This window comes from Pseudomonas sp. BTN1, from assembly GCF_001907715.1.
GTDB lineage: Bacteria > Pseudomonadota > Gammaproteobacteria > Pseudomonadales > Pseudomonadaceae > Aquipseudomonas > Aquipseudomonas paracarnis.
In genome coordinates this window covers 90,111-109,829 of record NZ_MPBM01000018.1, presented here as the reverse complement: position 1 = coordinate 109,829, position 19,719 = coordinate 90,111, and the positions used below count along the sequence as shown (strand labels likewise).

Below are 19,719 nucleotides of genomic sequence, written 5' to 3'. Positions count from 1 at the left end.
TTTAGCCTCTTGGCTCAATGCTGTCGGCCAGGATCGCCAGCACTAACTGCTGGAAATCCAGACCGGCGGCACGGGCAGCCATGGGAACCAGGCTGTGATCGGTCATGCCCGGTGCGGTGTTGACTTCAAGGAACCAGAAATTCCCTTGGTCATCCTGCATCACGTCTGCCCGCGCCCAACCGGCGATACCCAGCGCCTCACAGGCTTTCGCCGTGAGGTCCATCAATTCTTGTTCCTTGGTTGCTTCGAGGCCGCATGGGATCCGGTACTGAGTATCGGAAGCCAGGTACTTGGCGTCGTAGTCATAAAAGGTGTGGGGCGTGCCCAAAGCGATGGGCGGCAATACCTGGCCACGCAGGGTGGCGATGGTGTACTCGGGACCGGAAATCCACTGTTCCACCAACACTTGCGAATCGTAGGTACTTGCCGCTTTCCATGCGTCGATCAATTCGGCGGCCGAGTTCACTTTGGCCATGCCGATACTGGAGCCTTCATGGGCTGGTTTGACGATCAAAGGCAGGCCCAGTTCCTTGGCCGCAGAAATACAATCGTCTTCACTGCACAGTACGGCGTGACGTGGGGTCGGAATGCCCAGGCTGTGCCACACCTGCTTGGTGCGCAACTTGTCCATCGCCAAGGCCGATGCGAGGATGCCGCTGCCGGTGTAAGGGATGCCGGCGCATTCGAGCAGGCCCTGCATGCTGCCGTCCTCACCGCCGCGGCCGTGAAGAATGAGAAAGGCGCGGTCGATTTTTTCAGCCTGCAGACGGGCAAGGAAGTCATCGCCCACATCGATACCGAAGGCATTCACGCCAGCACTTTGCAGCGCCTCAAGCACCGCATTGCCGGACTTGAGCGACACTTCGCGCTCAGCGCTCTTGCCGCCGAACAACACGGCCACGCGACCGAAGTCGGCAGGCGCAAGGGTGGAAAACAGGGAGCCGTAATCAGTGGTCATTTCGACTTCCCCTTGGCGGCGGCTGCAAACAGCGGGCTCGCCAGCAACTTGGGCGCAAGGCCACCGATATCACCGGCGCCCTGGCACAGCAGGATGTCGCCGGCGCGCAGCAGCGGCTTGACGATAGGCGCCAGGTCCACGCCACGCTCGATGTAGATCGGGTCCAACTGGCCGCGCTGGCGGATGCTGTTGCACAGCTTGCGGCTGTCAGCGCCCGGGATCGGTTCTTCACCGGCCGGGTAGACTTCCATCAGCAGCAGCACGTTGGCATCGGCCAGTACATTGACGAAATCGTCGTACAGGTCACGGGTGCGGCTGTAGCGGTGCGGCTGGTACACCATCACCAGCCGGCGCTCCGGCCAGCCGCCGCGCACGGCCTTGATAACGGCCGCAACTTCGGTCGGGTGGTGGCCGTAGTCGTCCACCAGCATCACGTCACCACCTTCAACCGGCAGTTGGCCGTAGACCTGGAAGCGACGGCCCACACCGGCAAAGCGCGACAGGCCCTCGACGATGGCTTCATCGCTGACGCCTTCATCGGTGGCAATGCAGATGGTCGCCAAAGAGTTCAGCACGTTGTGGTTGCCCGGCATGTTCACCGACACGTCCAGCGGCTCGCGATCGGGGCGCAGCACGGTGAAGAAGGTTTGCATGCCTTCCTGGCGCACATTGATTGCGCGCACGTCGGCGTCTTCGCTGAAGCCGTAGGTCACGGTAGGGCGTTTGACCTGGGGCAGGATTTCACGCACCACCGGGTCGTCCAGGCACACCACCGCCAACCCATAGAACGGCAGGTTGTGCAGGAAGTCGACGAAGGTTTTCTTCAACTTGTTGAAGTCGCCGTCGTAGGTCGCCATGTGGTCTTCGTCGATGTTGGTGACGACGGCGACCAGCGGTTGCAAGTGCAGGAAGCTTGCGTCACTTTCATCGGCTTCGGCGATCAGGTAGCGACTGGTGCCCAGCTGGGCATTGGTGCCAGCTGCATTCAGGCGGCCACCGATGACGAAGGTCGGGTCCAGGCCACCGGCGGCGAACACCGAGGCGATCAGGCTGGTGGTGGTGGTCTTGCCATGGGTACCGGCCACGGCGATGCCGTGGCGATAGCGCATCAGCTCGGCGAGCATTTCGGCACGCGGCACCACAGGGATACGGCGCTCAAGGGCGGTGGCCACTTCCGGGTTGGAGGTGTTCACGGCGCTGGACACCACCAGCACGTCAGCCTCGGCGGCGTTCTCGGCACGGTGGCCGATGAAGATCTGTGCGCCAAAGGACTTCAGGCGCTCGGTGACCGGCGACTCTTTCAAGTCCGAGCCGGACACCTGGTAGCCCAGGTTCAGCAACACTTCGGCAATCCCGCACATGCCCACGCCACCGATACCGACGAAGTGAATACGACGGATGCGGCGCATCTCGGGTTGCGGCATGGCTTTCTGATTCTCAACCATGGGCCACCTCCAGGCAGATATCGACCACGGTGCGGGTTGCGTCAGGTTTGGCCAGGCGGCTTGCGGTGCTCGCCATGCTGTTGAGTCGTTCCGGTTGCATCAAAACCTCGGTCAGGCGTGCGGCCAAATCGGCGGCGCCAGTCGTTCTTTGCGGCAGCAGGAAGGCAGCGCCCTCCCCGGCCAAATATTCGGCGTTGCGGGTCTGGTGATCGTCGATGGCGTGGGGCAAAGGCACCAGCAAGGACGGCAGACCGGCGGCCGCCAGTTCACTGACGGTCAGCGCACCAGCGCGGCAGACCACCAGGTCGGCCCAGCCATAGGCTTGGGCCATGTCTTTGATGAAGGGCTGTACATTGGCCTCTACACCGGCCTCGCGATAACGCGCGGCGGTGACTTCATCGTGGTTCTTGCCGGCCTGGTGGAAGATCTCCGGGCGCACATCCTCAGGAAGTTGCGCAACGGCTTCAGGCAGCAATTTATTCAGCGGCTCGGCGCCCAGGCTTCCGCCCAGGATCAGCAGGTGAGCCTTGCGCCCCGCCAGCGCGTCACGCGCAATGGCCATGAACAGTTCGGTACGCACCGGGTTACCGGTGGTGCGAAGCTTGTCGGAGGCGGCGAAGGTTTTCGGGAAGGCTTCACACACCCGCGCAGCCAACGGCACTAGCAGACGGTTGGCAGTACCGGCGACGGCGTTCTGTTCGTGAACGATCACCGGCACACCCGCGAGTTTCGCCGCAACACCACCAGGGCCGGTCACATAACCGCCAAAGCCGAGTACACACACCGGCTTCAACTCGCGAATGATACTGCGCGCCTGCATGACCGCCTTGAGCAACACGAACGGTGCCTTGAGCAATGACAACTTGCTCTTGCCACGCAGGCCGGTGACGTTGATCAAATGCAGCGGCAAGCCGGCATTGGGCACCAATTCGTTTTCGATGCCACGGGGCGTACCCAGCCAGTGCACGGTGTAGCCACGGTTCTGGAATTCACGGGCGCAAGCCAGGGCCGGGAACACATGGCCCCCGGTGCCGCCCGCCATGATCAGCACGTTAGCGCCCATGGGTCGGCTCCTCGGCGAAGTCGCTCTCGCTGAACTCCATCTCTTCGCTGCCCAGGTGGGTGCGACTCTCCCACTCGATACGCAGCAACAAACCGAGACAGGCGCAGCAAATCACCAACGAACTGCCGCCGTAACTGAGGAACGGCAAGGTCAGGCCCTTGGTCGGCAGCAGGCCGACGTTCACGCCGATGTTGATCAGGAACTGGCCGATCCACAGGAAAGCCAACCCATAGGCCACGTAGGCGGCGAAGAACTGCTTGGCCTTCTCGGCCCACAAGCCGATGTACATGGCGCGCACGCAGACGAATACAAACAGTGCCACGGTGCACAGCGAACCCACCACACCCAACTCTTCGGCCAATACCGAGAACACGAAGTCGGTGTGGGCTTCCGGCAGGTAGAACTGCTTCTGCACACTGTTGCCCAGGCCCACACCCAGCCACTCGCCGCGACCGAAGGCAATCAGCGCCTGGGTCAACTGGTAGCCGGAGCCGAACTGGTCGGACCAGGGGTCGGTAAAGGTGATCAAACGCGCCATCCGGTAGGGTTGCGCCTGCACCAGGATGGTCACCGCCGCGACGGCCAGCACCACCATCAAGGTGAAGCGGAACAGCCCGACACCACCCAGGAACAGCATCGCGGCGGCGGCGCCCATCATCACCACCGTGGCCCCGAAGTCGGGCTCCATCAGCAATAGGCCAGCCATGGGCAGCAGCACGATGAACGGCTTGAAGAAGCCCATCCAGCTTTCGCGTACTTCTTTCTGACGGCGCACCAGGTAACCGGCGAGGTAGATCACCACGAACACTTTGGCAATTTCCGACGGCTGCACGTTGAACGCGCCGAAGCCGATCCAGCGCATCGAACCGTTCACCTCGCGGCCGATGCCGGGCACGATCACCATGACCAGCAAGCCGAACGCACCGATCAGCATCAGCCAACCCAGACGCTGCCAGGTGGCAATCGGAATCATCATGGTGACGATGCAGGCGCCCAGGCCGATCACCAGGTACACCAGGTGGCGGATCATCATGTACAGCGTGTTGCCCGACTGCACGGCGGCCACTTCGGAGGACGCCGAAGTGATCATCACCAGGCCCAGGCCGAGCAGCGCCAGGCAACCGGCGAGCATCGGGAAATCGAGGTCGATGCCGCGCCCGGTAATGATCGGCGACGGGTATGGCTTGATGATGTTTCTCAGGTTGAGGCTCATGCCAAAGCCTCCACGGCGCGGGCGAACAGTTGGCCGCGCTCTTCATAGTTCTTGAACATGTCGAAGCTGGCGCACGCGGGCGACAGCAACACCGCATCGCCAGGCTGGGCCAGGGCTTTGCACTGGGCAATGGCGTCGTCCAGGGAAGCTGCGCGTACTTGCGGTACAGCGTCACCGAGGGCGGCGGCGATCAGGTCCGAATCGCGGCCCATCAGCACCACGGCGCGGCAATGGGCGGCCACTGGAGCTTTGAGGTCCTTGAAGTCGGCCCCCTTGCCATCACCACCGGCGATCAGCACCAGCTTGCCGTCGATATCGGCCCCCAGGCCTTCGATGGCCGCCAGGGCTGCACCGACATTGGTGGCTTTGGAGTCGTTGTAATAGCTGACGTCATTGAGGTCGCGCACCCACTGGCAGCGATGCTCAAGCCCGGCAAAGGTGCGCAGGCTCGCGAGCATGGCGTCGAACGGCAGGCCAACCGCGTGACCGAGCGCCAAGGCCGCCAGGGCATTGGACTGGTTGTGTGCGCCACGGATTTTCAGTTCGCGTACCGGCATCAGGTTCTGGAATTCGAACGCCAGGTACTTCTCGCCGCTCTCTTCACGAATGCCGAAGCCTTTGAAGTCCGGTTTGCCCAGGCCGAAGGTCCAGCAAGGCATGCCCTCGCCTATCAGCGGACGGCTCAGGGCATCCTGACGGTTGACGACAAATTGCTTGGCGCCACGGAAGATCCGGTGCTTGGCCAGGTGATAAGCCGGCAGGCCGCTGTAGCGGTCCATATGGTCTTCGCTGACGTTCAATACCGTCGCCACTTCAGCGCCCAGGTCGTGGGTGGTTTCCAGCTGGAAGCTCGACAACTCCATCACGTACAACTCGACGTCGTCGCTGAGCAAATCCAGTGCCGGCACGCCAAGATTGCCGCCGACGGCCACACGCTTGCCCGCCGCAGCCGCCATCTCGCCGACCAGAGTGGTGACGGTGCTTTTTGCGTTGGAACCGCTGATGGCCACGATCGGCGCCTTCGCGTTGCGTGCGAACAGGTCGATATCGCCAGACAGCTTCACGCCACGGGCCGCAGCCGCTTGCAGGGCCGGTGTCGCCAGGGCCAGGCCCGGGCTCACGTAGAGCTCGTCGGCACGGCACAGAAACTCGACATCCAGCTCGCCACAACGCACTTCCACGTGCGGGTAGTCACGGCGCAGCGTGACCAGCTCCGGTGGATTTTCCCGCGTATCGGCCACGGCAAACGACGTGCCCCGGTTCGCCAGGAAGCGAACCAGGGACATGCCGCTCTTGCCGAGGCCGACAACGATGCGGAAGTGGTCTGAAGCGATCAGGGACACTCGTTTCTACCTCAGTTTCAGGGTGGCAAGGCCGACCAGTACCAGAATCACGGTGATGATCCAGAAGCGGACAATCACGCGTGGCTCAGGCCAGCCCTTGAGTTCAAAATGGTGGTGAATCGGCGCCATGCGGAACACGCGGCGCCCGGTCAACTTGAAGGACGCCACCTGGATGACCACCGACAGGGTTTCCATCACGAACACGCCGCCCATGATGAACAGCACGATTTCCTGGCGAACGATCACCGCGATGGTGCCCAAGGCCGCGCCCAGCGCCAGTGCGCCGACGTCGCCCATGAAGACTTGTGCTGGGTAGGTGTTGAACCACAGGAACCCCAGGCCGGCACCGATCAGCGCACCGCAGAACACGATCAGCTCACCGGCGCCCGGTACATAAGGGATCAGCAGGTATTCAGCGAATTTCACGTTACCGGAGAGGTAGCAGAAGATACCGAGCGCGCCGCCCACCATCACCGTCGGCATGATCGCCAGGCCGTCGAGGCCATCGGTCAGGTTCACCGCGTTGCTGGAGCCGACGATCACGAAGTAGGTCAGCACCACAAAACCGACACCCAGTGGGATGCTCACATCCTTGAGCATCGGGATGATCAAGGTAGTTTCCACGGCACTTGGCGCGGTGGTGTACAGGAAGATCGCGGCGGCCAGGCCGAACACCGACTGCCAGAAATACTTCCAGCGGCTTGGCAGCCCCTTGGAGTTTTTCTCGATCACTTTGCGGTAGTCATCCACCCAGCCGATGGCACCGAACAGCAGGGTCACCAGCAACACCACCCACACGTAGCGGTTATGCAGGTCGGCCCAGAGCAAGGTGCTGACGCCGATGGACGACAGGATCAGCGCGCCGCCCATGGTCGGAGTGCCAGACTTGGACAGGTGCGACTGCGGGCCGTCGTTACGAACCGATTGACCAATTTGCAGGTTCTGCAGGGTGCGGATCATCCACGGCCCTAAAAACAGCGACAAAGACAGCGCGGTCAGCACACCCAGAATCCCGCGCAGGGTCAGGTACTGGAAGACCGCGAAGCCTTTGTGGAACTGTTGCAGATACTCAGCCAGCAGCAGCAGCATTAATGTTTCTCCGTACTTGAGCCACACAAGGCTGCGACGACGTTTTCCATCACCGCGCTGCGCGATCCCTTGATCAAAATGGTTGTGTGTTTGTCATGTTCAGCCGCCGTCAACGCCTGGATCAGCTCGGCCTGGCTGGCGAAATGCCGCGCGCCGGGGCCGAAAGCGTTGACCGCATGAGCCATGTTCGTGCCAACGGCATAGAGCGCGTCCACTTTGCCGGCGGCATAGGCGCCGACTTCACGGTGGCCTTGTTCAGCCCAATCGCCCAGTTCGCCGATATCGCCCAGCACCAGCACCTTGCGCCCATCAAAGCCTTTGAGCAGGTCCACAGCGGCATTGATGGAGGACGGGTTGGCGTTGTAAGTGTCATCAATCACGCGCATGCCGTTGCCAGCCAGTTGCGCCACAGTGCGGCCCTTGACCGGCTGCACCGCGCCCAGGCCCGTGGCAATACCGAACAGCGACACACCCAGGGCATGGGCGGCAGCGGCGGCGGCCAAGGCGTTGGCGACGTTATGGTTGCCCAGCAGGTTCAACTGTACGTGCTCATCACCTTGCGGAGTGTGCAAGGTGAAGGACGGGCAGCCACGGGCATCGACATTGATGTTGGAGGCGTGAAAATCGGCTGCGGCATTCAGCACTGCAAACGTCAGGACCTTGCGACCGGCAGCGCGTACACGCCAGGTCTCGAACGCCTTGTCATCCAGGTTCAGTACCGCAGTGCCCGAGGCGTCGAGGCCCTCAAGGATTTCGCCCTTGGCTTCGACGATTTTTTCCGGGCCGCCGAACTCACCGACATGGGCGGTACCGGCGTTGTTGATGATCGCCACGTGAGGCTGGGTCAGCGCCACGGTATAGGCGATTTCGCCGATGCGCGAAGCCCCCAGTTCAATCACTGCCGCCGTGTGTTCCGGGGCCAGTTCGAGCAGGGTCAGCGGTGCGCCGAAATCATTGTTCAGGTTGCCACGGGTCGCGAGTACCGGCCCGCGCGTACGCAAGACGCCAGCAAGCAGTTCCTTGACCGTGGTCTTGCCGCTGGAACCGGTAATGGCCGCCACCGGCTTATCAAAAGCAGCACGGTTAAGCGCACCCAGTTGGCCCAGGGCCAGGCGGGTGTCGGCTACCAGCAATTGCGGCAAGGCAGAATCGGCCACTTCACGCTGCACCAAGGCACCGACGGCACCTTTGGCGGCAACGTCGTTGAGGTAGTCGTGACCATCGAAACGCGGGCCGGCCAGGGCGACAAACAGCTGCCCCGGCTGGATGTTACGACTGTCGATACTGACGCCGGTGAATGTGCAGTCGCTCGACAGCACACGGGCCGACAGGGCCTGGGCCAGTTCGCTGAACGTCATCGCCTTAAGCATGGGCGACCTCCCAGGCGGTCAGGGCGTGATCCGCCTCGACCAGATCGGAGAAGGCATGGCGCTCACCGTTGATTTCCTGATAGTCCTCGTGGCCCTTACCCGCGAGCACCACGACGTCGTCCGCGCCGGCACTGGCGATCAGTTGGGCAATGGCGGCGCCGCGACCAGCCACAAACGTGACCTTGGAGGCGTCTTTGAAACCGACACGGATGTCGTCGAAAATCTGGCTCGGGTCTTCGCTGCGCGGGTTGTCGTCGGTGACAAGTACGCCGTCGGCCAAACGCTCGACGATCTCGGCCATCAATGGGCGCTTGCCGCGATCGCGATCACCGCCGCAACCGAACAGGCACAGCAGTTTGCCTTTGGCATGTGGGCGCAGGGCTTCGAGGACTTTTTCCAGGGCATCCGGTGTGTGGGCGTAATCGACCACCACCAGCGGTTGCGTGCCGCCACCCAGGCGCTGCATGCGACCGGCCGGGCCTTCCAGCTTCGGCAGTACCCGCAGGATTTCATCCAGGGCGTAGTCCAGGCCCAGCAGTGCACCGATAGCGGCGAGCACGTTGCTCAGGTTGAACCGCCCGAGCAAGGTGCTGCGCAAGTGGTGTTCGCCCTGCGGCGTCACCAATGTGGCGCGCACGCCTTCATCATTGAATTGGGCTTCGCGGCAATACAGGTAGGCACTGGCATCTTGCAGGCTATAGCTGACCAGGCGTGCGTCGCTGTCTTCGCCCGCCAGTTGGCGGCCAAACGCGTCGTCGAGGTTGACCACCCGGCACTTCAGGTCACTCCAGGCAAACAGCTTGGCCTTGGCGGCAGCATACGCCTCCATAGTGCCGTGGTAGTCGAGGTGATCGCGGGACAGGTTGGTCATCACCGCCACGTCAAAGGCCAGAGCAGTGACACGCCCTTGGTCCAGGCCATGGGAAGACACTTCCATTGCAACCGCCTTGGCGCCGGCCTTTTTCAGGTCGGCCAGGGTCGCTTGCACGGCAATCGGGTTTGGCGTGGTGTGCAGGCCGCTTTGCAGCGCGCCATAGAAGCCGGTGCCCAGGGTGCCGACGATGCCGCAGTGCTGACCCAGCAGGTCCAAAGCCTGGGCGACCAATTGGGTCACGCTGGTCTTGCCGTTGGTGCCCGTCACGCCCACCAGGTTGAGCTGGCGGCTCGGGTCACCATAGAAACGCCCGGCGATGTCAGAAAGCTGCGCAGCCAGGCCCCTGACCGGAATCAACGGCACATCGGTGATCGGCAGCACGGTGGCGCCTTCCACTTCATAGGCGACCGCAGCCGCACCGCGTTGCAGGGCATCGGCGATATGCGCACGGCCATCGAGCTTGCCGCCAGGTACCGCCAGGAACAGGTCGCCGGCGCGTACATTACGACTGTCCAGGGTCAGCTCACGAATCAGCAGATCGTGGCCGGCATGGGCAAAAATCTTGTTCAGGCTAAGAGACATCAGCCGCGCCCTCCATTGGCTTTGACAGCGGCAGCCGGTGGACCAGCGTTGGCTTGTTGCGTCGGCGGCAGGTTGTCCGGCGTGATATTCATCAAGCGCAGGGTGCCGGACATCACTTTGCTGAACACGGGCGCCGAAACCAGGCCACCGAAGTAACCGGCTTTACTAGGTTCGTCGATGACCACGACGATGGCGTAGCGCGGGTCGCTCATCGGGCCGAAGCCGGCGAACAGCGAACGGTAGGAGTTTTCGGCATAGCCCTTGGTGCCCACCGAGGTCTTACGCGCCGTACCGGACTTGCCAGCAACGTGGTACGCCGGCACCTGGGCGCGGAATACGCCGCGCGGTGCCTCGATCACTTGTTGCAGCATGCCTTGCATGGTCTTGGCGACGTTTTCCGGGATCACTTGGGTGGCTTTTGGCGCTTCGTCGACGTGGATCAGGCTCAGCGGAACCATACGGCCGTTATTGGCCAATACAGAGAACGCGTGGGCCAACTGGATGGCGGTCACCGACAGGCCGTAGCCGTAGGACAGCGTGGCAGTCTCGGCTTTTCTCCACTCGCGGTAGTTCGGCAGGTTACCGACCCGCTCGCCCGGGAAGTCGAGGCCGGTGGGTTGGCCCAGGCCGATCTTTTGCGCCAAGTGATAAATAGTCTCGCCGCCGATATCGAAGGCCACCTTACTCATGCCGACGTTACTGGAGTTGATCAGGATGCCGGTCAGGTCCAGCACTGGCCCCTCGGTGCGGGACACGTCACGAATGGTGTACTTGCCCAACTGCAAGGTGCCTGGGTAAACCTCGACCTTGTCGCTGGGTTTCCAGCGGCCGGTTTCCAGGGCAGCGCTCATGGAGATCGCTTTCATGGTCGAGCCCGGCTCGAACACGTCGATCATCGCGCGGTTACGCATCATCGCCGGCTGCAGGTTGCGACGGTTGTTCGGGTTGTAGGTCGGCTGGTTGACCATGGCGAGGATCTCGCCAGTCTTCACATCCATGATCACCAGGCTGCCGGCCTTGGCGCCGTTCTCGATGATCGCGTTACGCAGTTCGCGGTTGGCCAGGTATTGCAGGCGCAAATCGATCGACAACGCCAGAGGCTTGCCGGCCTTGGCGTTTTTGGTGACCTGGACATCCTTGATCAGTCTGCCGCGCCGATCCTTGATGACCTGCCGCTTGCCGGGAACTCCGGCCAGCCATTCGTCGTAGGCCAGTTCGACACCTTCGCGACCATGGTCATCGATATCGGTAAAGCCGACCATATGCGCGGTGGTTTCACCGGCCGGGTAGAAACGACGAAACTCCTCGATGCCGTAGACACCGGGGATTTTAAGGTCGAGCACTTGCTGGCCTTGCTCAGGGGTAAGCCCGCGCACCAGGTAGATGAATTCTTTGTTGGCCTGGGCTTCCAGGCGCTCAGTCAGGGCCTTGCGGTCTTGCCCCAGGGCAGCGGCCAGTTCAGGCCACTTGTCCTTGGCAACTTGCAGTTCCTTGGCGTTGGCCCACAGGGTGGTCACCGGGGTACTGACGGCCAGAGGCTCGCCGTTACGGTCGGTAATCAGGCCACGGTGCGCAGGAATCGGAATATGCCGCAGGCTGCGGGCGTCACCCTGGCCGATCAGGAAGTCGCGGTCGACGACCTGCAGGTCGAAGATGCGCCAGACAATCGCCCCCACCATCAATGCCAGCAAGCCGAGCATCAGGCGGAAGCGCCACGGGTAGAGTGCCCCTTCGAGTTTCATCATGGCGCCACCATGCGAACTTCAGCCGCGCCAGGGATGTGCATCTTCAATTGTTCAGTGGCCAGCACTTCGATACGGCTGTGAGCCGTCCAGGTGCTTTGCTCAAGGATCAGCCGGCCCCACTCTGCCTGGGCTTTGTCACGCACGCTCAATTCCCCGTACAGGGTATTGAGCAACTGGCGATTCCAGTGGGCGCTGTAGGACACCGCAATCGCGGATACCAGCACGCCGACAAACAGCAGCAACATAAAGAAGCTGCCGCCCGGGAGGGGCTTGGCGAAAAGCTTGCTCACCGCAATTTCTCCGCAACACGCATGACGGCGCTACGGGAACGTGGGTTGGCCTTGAGTTCGGCTTCGGAAGCGAACTGCGCTTTGCCATGGATTTTGATTTTCGGCACAAAGGCTTCGAAACGCACCGGCAGGTTGCGCGGCAGGTTATCGGACTCGCCCTTGACCAGGCGACGCATGAACAATTTGACGATGCGGTCTTCCAGGGAGTGGAAGCTGATCACCACCAGGCGACCGCCCACTTCCAAAGCATCCAGAGCGGCTTCGAGGCCGGCCTCCAGATCGCCCAATTCGTTGTTGACGTGGATACGCAGGCCCTGGAACGCGCGGGTAGCCGGGTTCTTGCCCTTTTCCCAGGCAGGGTTGGCCACTTTCAGCACTTCGGCCAGGTCAGCGGTGCGTTCGAACGGCTGGATTTCGCGGCGCTCGACCACGGCACGCGCCATTCGACCGGCGAAGCGCTCCTCACCGTATTCCTTGAACACACGGGCGATTTCTTCCACCGGCGCGGTGGCGATGAATTGTGCGGCACTGACCCCACGGGTAGGGTCCATGCGCATGTCGAGGGGGCCGTCGTTCATGAAGCTGAAGCCGCGCTCCGGGTCATCGAGCTGTGGCGAAGACACGCCCAGGTCGAGCAGAACCCCGGCCACCTTGCCCGCCATGCCGCGCTCGGCAACTTCGGCCCCCAGCTCGGCAAAGCTGCGCTGCACAACGACAAAGCGGCCGTCTTCGGCCGCTAGCGCTTGCCCGGTGGCAATCGCTTGAGGGTCTTTGTCGAACCCAAGGAGTTTGCCGTCGGACCCGAGCTGGCTGAGTATCAACCGGCTATGCCCGCCCCTGCCGAATGTGCCATCGACGTAGCAGCCATCCGCGCGTACGGCGAGAGCCTCGACGGCTTCGTCAAGCAGTACGGTGATGTGGTTAAAGCCGCTATCAATAGTCACAGGATCAAATCACGCAGTTCATCAGGCATGGCGCCCGGTTGTTGAATAGCAGCCAGGTCCGCTGCAGACACAGCATCCCAGGCATCTTCGTCCCACAATTGGAACTTGTTCAGTTGGCCTACCAGCATTGCGCGCTTGTCGAGCTTGGCGTACTCGCGCAGTCGCGGCGGCACCAGGAAACGACCACTGCCATCGAGTTCAAGGTCGACGGCATTACCGATCAGCAAACGCTGGAGTCGGCGGTTTTCTTCACGCAATGAAGGCAGCGCGCGCAACTTGGTTTCAATCAACTCCCACTCATCGAGGGGGTAAACACATAAACAAGGATCAACGGCGTCAATCGTGATGATTAATTGCCCTGAACTTCGCGAAATGAGCTCGTCACGATACCGGCTCGGCATAGCGAGACGGCCTTTTGCATCGAGACTGATAGCGTTAGCTCCGCGAAACACAGATGCGTTTCTCCAAATTTTAGCGTTTTACGTTCAAAAAACCCACTTTGTGCCACTTTCCGCCACTTGCGCACACTATAGGAATGCGCCTACCACACCGTCAAGGCGCGTATTCAAGGAAAAGCCTTACAGAACGGAGATTTAGGAGGGTAAAAGGAGGAGAAACGAGAGTTTTGCGATGTTTTTGACTCAACAACAGCAAATAGCTCAAAGAGCTAGAGCGCAAAGTTAAAGTAATTTATTAAGAGTAAGATTTTTTTGGTATTACGAAGATGCATCTGCCAATGATTTGGCAGGGAGGGAGTCTTGCGTTACTACCGGGTTTGCGCACGAGATTCGAACGCAAGGAAAAAAGGTGGAGAGTCGATCTGTAAGCCGGGTTCTGTCTTGAACAGTCATTCGTCTACGATGGCCATCACTGGACATCTTTAGCAACCTACCCGGTCCCAGCGCGGGCCACGCCTTGGGACCCTATTTGGTCTTGCTCCAAGTGGGGTTTACCTAGCCACGAACTGTTGCCAGTCGTGCGGTGCGCTCTTACCGCACCTTTTCACCCTTACCGGCACCGAAGTGCTTAGGCGGTTATTTTCTGTGGCACTTTCCGTAGGCTCACGCCTCCCAGGCATTACCTGGCACTTCGCCCTATGGAGCCCGGACTTTCCTCCCCCCCCTAATTTTCATAGAGGGCAGCGACTGTCCAATCGACTCTCCGCCGCGAAGGTTAACGGCACGGCGGCTTGAGGACAAGTATTAAAAGTGCAGCATTGCCATCACGTTCAGACGAAATACAGATTTGGTCCCGGAACTATTCGGCCTTCTGTTTATCCAGCGCGACCTGATACAACACATTCTTGCGAACGCCAGTAATTTCCGCGGCCAGAGCGGCGGCGCGCTTGAGCGGCATTTCCTTGAGCAGCAAATCGAGGACGCGCATGGCCTCGCTGCCCACCGCGTCTTCATTCTCCGGCGCGGTCCAGCCTGCTACCAGCACCACGCATTCGCCGCGCTGCTGATTGCTGTCGCCCTCGACAAACGCTCGCAGTTCCTCCAGCGGCAACCCCTTGAGGGTTTCGAAGGTCTTGGTCAACTCCCGGGCCAACAAGGCCAGGCGCTCGCCGCCGAACACCAGCTCCATGTCTTGCAGGCATTCAAGAATGCGATGCGGGGCCTCATAAAAGATTAAGGTGCGCGGCTCTTCTTTAAGTGCCTGCAGACGCGCCCGACGCCCTACGGCCTTGGCGGGCAGGAAGCCTTCGAAGATAAAGCGGTCCGAGGGCAACCCGGCGGCCGATAATGCAGCAATCAGCGCGCAGGCTCCTGGAACAGGCACTACATTGATACCAGCGGCGCGCGCCTGGCGGACCAGATGGTAACCAGGATCGGAAATCAGGGGCGTGCCCGCGTCGGAAATCAGCGCCACGTCATCACCCGCCAATAGACGCGTGATAAAGCGGCTACCCTCTTCACGTTCGTTGTGTTCGTGGCAGGCCGCTAATGGCGTGCTGATACCAAAATGCTGCATCAACCGTTGGGAGTGCCGCGTGTCTTCTGCCGCGATCAATTTCACCTCGCGCAACACCTTCAGCGCCCGGGCACTGATGTCGTCCAGGTTGCCAATGGGCGTCGCCACCACAAAAAGCGAGCCAGCAGTGGAATTCAAAGGACCTGGAGCAGTCAAAGCGCACACCTCGATGGTTGGCAAAAGCCACATTGTAGCGCGTAGACGCCTTGAAAATATGCCATCACGGCCGATGCCGTTTCAGCCACCGTCAGCTATTGGCAACATTTGCACGACCTAAATCCACGGTTTAACGCCATGAACATCGCGCCTGGGCCAGTGCTTGGGTACACTTCCACGCTAATTTGATCGGTATCAGGAACACTTACATGATCGCTTGCCTGCGGCTGCTCTCCGCCCTCTGCCTCGCTGCCTTGCTGGCCGCTTGCGCCAGTTCGCCCTCCTCCAGTCTTGGCGAACTGCCACGCACGCCCGATGCCAGTATCGAGCAACTGCTCGAACAGGCGACGAACGCCAAGACGCCAGAAAAAGCCGCGTTGCTGCGCCTGAGCGCGGCGGACCTGGCCTACCAGCAGAACAATCCCGGCCGCTCCTCGCAGATCCTTGCGCAAGTGCCCCTGGATGCCCTGAAGCCAGCCGCGCAAGTATTTGCCAGCACCCTGGCCGCAGAACTGGCCATGGGGCGCAACCAGCCCAAGGCGGCCTTGGCAGCGCTGAACCACCCTAGCCTGCAAAACCTGAAGGAACTGCCGGCCGACCAGCAGATCCGCACCGGTACCGTACATGCACGCGCCTATGAAGCCGACGGCCAGACCCTCGCCGCCGCTCGCGAGCGGGTGGCCATGGCGCCCCTGCTGACGGCTGAAGCTGCCAGCAGCAACCACGAGGCTATCTGGGTATTGATTGCCGCGCTGCCAGCCGAACAGCTGCAAGCTACCGGCAACCCGACCCTCGATGGCTGGATCACTCTGGCCCAGGCGGTCAAGGGCGCCGGTACGCTGGAGCAACAACAAGCCGCCATCGACACCTGGCGCGCTCAGAACCCAGGGCACCCGGCGGCAGTGCAACTGCCAGCACCGCTGACCAAGCTCAAGGAACTGGCCAGCCAGCCCCTGAACAAGATTGCCCTGCTGCTGCCGCAGGAAGGTCCGCTGGCTGCTGTAGGCAAAGCGCTGCGCGAAGGCTTCATGGCGGCGCACTACCAGGCTGAGCAAGCCGGGCAGAAGCCGCCGGTCATTGAGTTCTATGACAGCTCGCGCCTGGCCTCCCTCGACGAGTTCTATGCCAAGGCCCAGGCCGCCGGTGTGCAACTGGTGGTCGGCCCGCTGGAAAAACCGCTGGTCAAGCAACTCAGCGCGCGCCCGCAGCTACCTATCACCACCCTGGCCCTGAACTACAGCGAGACCGATCAGGGCCCGGCGCAGTTGTTCCAATTCGGCCTGGCCGCTGAAGACGAAGCCCGCGAAGTGTCGCGCCGTGCCCGTGCCGATGGCCTGCATCGCGCCGCCGCCATGGTGCCCCGTGGCGAATGGGGTGAGCGTGTCTACAAGGCGTTCCGCCAGGATTGGGAAGCCAATGGCGGCACCGTCATGGGCGTTGAATATGTCGACCAACCTGTGGCCCTGGCCCAGCAGATCGCCGATCTGTTCCAACTGCGCAAGAGCGAAGGCCGCGCCAAGAGCCTGCAAAGCACAGTCGGTACCGACGTCGCCGCCCAGCCTTCGCGTCGCCAGGACATCGAGTTCATCTTCCTGGCCGTCACGCCGCAACTGGCCCAGCAGATCAAGCCGACCCTGAACTTCCAGTACGCCGGGGATGTGCCGGTATACGCAACCTCCCACGTGTACAGCGCCAGCGGTGATCGTAACCAGTACCTGGACATGACCAACGTGATGTTCTGCGAAACCCCTTGGCTGCTTAATACCACCGACCCACTGCGCAACCAGGTCGCCGCGCAATGGCCGCAAGCCAATGGCAGCCTGGGCCGCCTCTACGCGATGGGCGTCGATGCCTACCGCCTGGCGCCACGCCTGGGCCAGCTCAAGGCACTGCCGGACACCCGTGTCGACGGCCTCTCGGGCAACCTGGGCATCAGCGCCAACCAGCGCGTTGATCGCCAGATGCCGTGGGCGAAGTTCGTCGGCGGCGACATTCAGCGCCTGCCCGATACCCCACGCTGATGCCCGAGCGGTCCAGCGCACACAGCGGCAAGGATGCCGAACTGCATGCACTCAACTACCTGCAACAACAGGGTCTGCGCCTTCTGGCGCAGAACTGGTTATGTAAACGCGGCGAGCTTGATCTGGTCATGCTTGACGGCGATACAGTAGTATTCGTCGAAGTCCGCTACAGAAAACACGCACAATGGGGTGGCGCGCTCGCCAGTATCGACGGGCGCAAGCGTCAAAAGCTGATACTCGCTGCGCAGTTTTTTCTGCAAAAAGAGCATCGCTGGGCTGACTGCCCCTGCCGTTTCGATGTGGTTGCCATGGAAAGCACCCCGTCAGGCACAGCTGATCTGACCTGGCTCAAAAATGCCTTTGACAGCTGATTCGCCGGGCACCTTCACCACTCATTTTTGCTCTTTGCTTTGCGGGCTGCACATTACCTGTGCCAAACAGCCGCGCTACTTAAGGTCACACAGATGGACATGCAATCCCGAATTCGCCAGCTTTTCCAGGCCAGCATCGACACCAAGCAACAGGCGATGGACGTACTTGCACCGCACATCGAGCAAGCCAGCCAGGTGATGGTCAACGCCTTGCTCAACGAAGGCAAAATGCTTTCGTGCGGCAATGGCGGTTCGGCTGGCGATGCCCAGCATTTTTCCTCCGAGCTGCTCAACCGTTTCGAACGTGAGCGCCCGAGCCTGCCGGCTATTGCCTTGACCACCGACTCGTCGACGATCACTTCGATTGCCAACGACTACAGCTACAACGAAATCTTCTCCAAGCAGATCCGCGCCCTCGGCCAGCCGGGCGATGTATTGCTGGCGATTTCCACCAGCGGCAACTCGGCCAATATTATTCAAGCGATCCAGGCCGCACATGATCGCGAAATGATTGTCGTAGCCTTGACCGGTCGCGACGGCGGCGGCATGGCTTCGCTGCTGCTGCCGGAGGACGTGGAGATTCGCGTCCCGGCCAATGTCACTGCACGCATCCAAGAAGTTCATCTGCTGGCGATCCACTGCCTGTGCGATCTGATCGACAGCCAACTGTTCGGGAGTGAAGAATGACCGTTAATCGCCTCAGTCTTTTGGCCATCACGCTGTGCGTCGCCATCAGCGGCTGCAGCTCGGCTATCACCGCTACACGGGACACCCCTATCCAGGACGACCGTGGCACACGTACCTTCGGCAGCACCATCGATGATTCGCTGATCGAAACCAAGGTCAAGGTCAACGTCGCCAAGGCGGCTACCGACCTGGGCAACGGTGCCTCGCGCATCGTGGTGACCAGCTTCAACGGTGTGGTCCTGCTGGCAGGCCAAACCCCGCGCGCCGACCTCAAGGCCCAGGCCGAGCAAGCCGCCGCCGGCGTGCAACGCGTCAAGAAGGTCCACAACGAACTGCAGGTCATGGACCCGATCACTCTGCTGGCCATCAGCAATGATGCGCTGCTGACCACCAAAATCAAGGCCCAGATGCTGACCGACAGTGCAGTGCCAGGCTCGCGGATCAAGATCGTCACCGATAACGGCATCGTCTACATGATGGGCCTGCTGACCCAGGCAGAAGCCACCCGCGCCGCCAACCTGGTACAGGGCGTGTCGGGCGTACAGAAGATCGTGAAGGTGTTCGAATACATCGACTGATGTAGATCGAAGGTGCCTGATCGTTCCCACGCTCTGCGTGGGAACGCATCCCGTGACGCTCCGCGTCACCGCACACGCTTCAGCTTTTGCGCCAAGAGTAGGACGCGGAGCATCCGAAGGAGCGGGCATTCCCACGCAGAGCGTGGGAACGATCAAAAAAGGGCGCCGTGCATTGACTGCACGGCGCCCTTTTAGTGCCCAGGGTTTACTGGTATTGCTGGTACGGGTTGCCCTGGAACTGGTTGTTCTGCTGTGGCGCCTGCTGCTGGCCAGGCTGGCCGTATTGCTGGCCAGGGATCGGGCCGAGGTTGACCTCGACACGACGGTTCTGGGCACGGCCATTCACGTCGGCGTTGCTGGCAATCGGGTTATCCGGGCCGGCCCCGCGTGCGCTCAGGTTGGCACCGTTGACACCTTGGGAGGTCAGGTAGTTGGCCACGCTCTGCGCACGGCGCTGGGACAGGTCCATGTTCAGTTGACGGCTACCGGTGCTGTCGGTGTAGCCAACGATCTGGATGGTGTTTTGGTTGAACTGCTTGAGGGAGTTGGCCAGGTTGTTCAGCGGCTGATAGAAGCTGCTGGAGATCGCGTCCGAGTTGGTGGCGAAGGTAATGTTACCCGGCATGATCAGCTTGATCTGGTCGCCCTGGCGCTGCACCTCAACCCCGGTATTGGCCATGCTTTCGCGCAGTTTTTTCTCCTGCTGGTCGGCGTAGTAGCCGTAGCCCGCCGCACCGGCACCCGCAACGACTGCGCCAATCAGCGCGCCCTTGCCACGGTTGTTATGGTCGATGGCTGCACCGGCCAATGCGCCAGCCAGCGCACCGAGGCCGCCGTACTTGGCGGTTTTGCTCATGCCGCTTTCGGAACCATTGCTGGCCTGTCCCTGGCTGCCGTCATAAGGGTTAGGTGAAGCGCAGCCAGACAACAGGGCTACGGCGGTAGCGACAACAAGCAGACGACGCGGAGTGAACATGAAGGAAGCTCCTACTTTTGCATTCTGTGATGCAGAGGAC

At 61.4% G+C, this 19,719-nt stretch carries 18 protein-coding genes and 1 other RNA gene; 4 read left to right on the top strand and 15 right to left on the bottom strand.

Annotated features, from left to right (window positions below; translation table 11 throughout):
- Position 1: 1 nt before the first annotated feature.
- From BMH52_RS07380 to rsmI, 14 genes are all read right to left on the bottom strand, one after another.
- Positions 2-958 carry a D-alanine--D-alanine ligase gene (locus BMH52_RS07380; RefSeq protein ID WP_014716974.1) on the bottom strand — a complete coding sequence of 319 codons (957 nt, stop codon included), beginning with the start codon at positions 956-958 and terminating at the stop codon, positions 2-4.
- Positions 955-2,403 (bottom strand): UDP-N-acetylmuramate--L-alanine ligase, encoded by a 1,449-nt coding sequence (gene murC, locus BMH52_RS07375; protein WP_003188677.1) that lies wholly within the window; start codon positions 2,401-2,403, stop codon positions 955-957. Before murC ends, BMH52_RS07380 begins: the two co-directional genes overlap by 4 nt.
- Positions 2,396-3,466 (bottom strand): undecaprenyldiphospho-muramoylpentapeptide beta-N-acetylglucosaminyltransferase, encoded by a 1,071-nt coding sequence (gene murG, locus BMH52_RS07370; RefSeq protein WP_073843276.1) that lies wholly within the window; start codon positions 3,464-3,466, stop codon positions 2,396-2,398. Before murG ends, murC begins: the two co-directional genes overlap by 8 nt.
- Positions 3,456-4,679, bottom strand: a complete 1,224-nt coding sequence (ftsW, locus tag BMH52_RS07365; protein ID WP_003188673.1) for a putative lipid II flippase FtsW — start codon at positions 4,677-4,679, stop codon at positions 3,456-3,458. Before ftsW ends, murG begins: the two co-directional genes overlap by 11 nt.
- Entirely contained in the window at positions 4,676-6,022 is a 1,347-nt protein-coding gene (gene murD / locus BMH52_RS07360; protein ID WP_073843275.1) for a UDP-N-acetylmuramoyl-L-alanine--D-glutamate ligase, read from the bottom strand. Before murD ends, ftsW begins: the two co-directional genes overlap by 4 nt.
- Positions 6,023-6,028: 6 nt before the next feature.
- Entirely contained in the window at positions 6,029-7,111 is a 1,083-nt protein-coding gene (mraY, locus tag BMH52_RS07355) for a phospho-N-acetylmuramoyl-pentapeptide-transferase (RefSeq protein WP_003188670.1), read from the bottom strand.
- Positions 7,111-8,481 carry a UDP-N-acetylmuramoyl-tripeptide--D-alanyl-D-alanine ligase gene (gene murF / locus BMH52_RS07350; RefSeq protein ID WP_054898898.1) on the bottom strand — a complete coding sequence of 457 codons (1,371 nt, stop codon included), beginning with the start codon at positions 8,479-8,481 and terminating at the stop codon, positions 7,111-7,113. The genes mraY and murF overlap by 1 nt, the downstream gene beginning before the upstream one ends.
- Positions 8,474-9,937: a UDP-N-acetylmuramoyl-L-alanyl-D-glutamate--2,6-diaminopimelate ligase gene (locus BMH52_RS07345; protein WP_073843271.1), complete on the bottom strand. Its 1,464-nt coding sequence runs from the start codon at positions 9,935-9,937 to the stop codon at positions 8,474-8,476. The genes murF and BMH52_RS07345 overlap by 8 nt, the downstream gene beginning before the upstream one ends.
- Positions 9,937-11,679: a penicillin-binding protein 2 gene (locus BMH52_RS07340; RefSeq protein WP_019816949.1), complete on the bottom strand. Its 1,743-nt coding sequence runs from the start codon at positions 11,677-11,679 to the stop codon at positions 9,937-9,939. Before BMH52_RS07340 ends, BMH52_RS07345 begins: the two co-directional genes overlap by 1 nt.
- Positions 11,679-11,972 carry a cell division protein FtsL gene (gene ftsL, locus BMH52_RS07335; RefSeq protein WP_003188663.1) on the bottom strand — a complete coding sequence of 98 codons (294 nt, stop codon included), beginning with the start codon at positions 11,970-11,972 and terminating at the stop codon, positions 11,679-11,681. Before ftsL ends, BMH52_RS07340 begins: the two co-directional genes overlap by 1 nt.
- On the bottom strand, positions 11,969-12,916 hold the full coding sequence (rsmH, locus tag BMH52_RS07330) for a 16S rRNA (cytosine(1402)-N(4))-methyltransferase RsmH (protein ID WP_003188661.1): 948 nt from the start codon (positions 12,914-12,916) through the stop codon (positions 11,969-11,971). The genes ftsL and rsmH overlap by 4 nt, the downstream gene beginning before the upstream one ends.
- Positions 12,913-13,368, bottom strand: a complete 456-nt coding sequence (mraZ, locus tag BMH52_RS07325; protein WP_003171868.1) for a division/cell wall cluster transcriptional repressor MraZ — start codon at positions 13,366-13,368, stop codon at positions 12,913-12,915. Before mraZ ends, rsmH begins: the two co-directional genes overlap by 4 nt.
- A gap of 355 nt (positions 13,369-13,723) precedes the next feature.
- Positions 13,724-14,077, bottom strand: an RNA gene (gene rnpB, locus BMH52_RS07320) — RNase P RNA component class A.
- A 96-nt stretch (positions 14,078-14,173) separates the two neighbouring features.
- Positions 14,174-15,079, bottom strand: coding sequence for a 16S rRNA (cytidine(1402)-2'-O)-methyltransferase (rsmI, locus tag BMH52_RS07315; RefSeq protein WP_020301255.1), 906 nt, complete (start codon positions 15,077-15,079; stop codon positions 14,174-14,176).
- A 176-nt stretch (positions 15,080-15,255) separates the two neighbouring features.
- Between rsmI and BMH52_RS07310 the strand changes: the two genes are divergently transcribed.
- From BMH52_RS07310 to BMH52_RS07295, 4 genes are all read left to right on the top strand, one after another.
- Positions 15,256-17,067, top strand: a complete 1,812-nt coding sequence (locus BMH52_RS07310) for a penicillin-binding protein activator (RefSeq protein WP_032903365.1) — start codon at positions 15,256-15,258, stop codon at positions 17,065-17,067.
- Positions 17,067-17,438: a YraN family protein gene (locus BMH52_RS07305; protein ID WP_014716967.1), complete on the top strand. Its 372-nt coding sequence runs from the start codon at positions 17,067-17,069 to the stop codon at positions 17,436-17,438. The genes BMH52_RS07310 and BMH52_RS07305 overlap by 1 nt, the downstream gene beginning before the upstream one ends.
- A 93-nt stretch (positions 17,439-17,531) precedes the next feature.
- Positions 17,532-18,125, top strand: coding sequence for a phosphoheptose isomerase (locus BMH52_RS07300; protein ID WP_007904374.1), 594 nt, complete (start codon positions 17,532-17,534; stop codon positions 18,123-18,125).
- The gene (locus BMH52_RS07295) at positions 18,122-18,703 is read left to right on the top strand and encodes a BON domain-containing protein (protein ID WP_003188655.1); all 582 of its coding nucleotides are present in this window, start codon (positions 18,122-18,124) and stop codon (positions 18,701-18,703) included. Before BMH52_RS07300 ends, BMH52_RS07295 begins: the two co-directional genes overlap by 4 nt.
- Positions 18,704-18,908: 205 nt before the next feature.
- Here BMH52_RS07295 and BMH52_RS07290 read toward each other — a convergent pair whose 3' ends face one another.
- Positions 18,909-19,679, bottom strand: coding sequence for an OmpA family lipoprotein (locus tag BMH52_RS07290; RefSeq protein ID WP_019816951.1), 771 nt, complete (start codon positions 19,677-19,679; stop codon positions 18,909-18,911).
- Positions 19,680-19,719 lie beyond the last annotated feature (40 nt).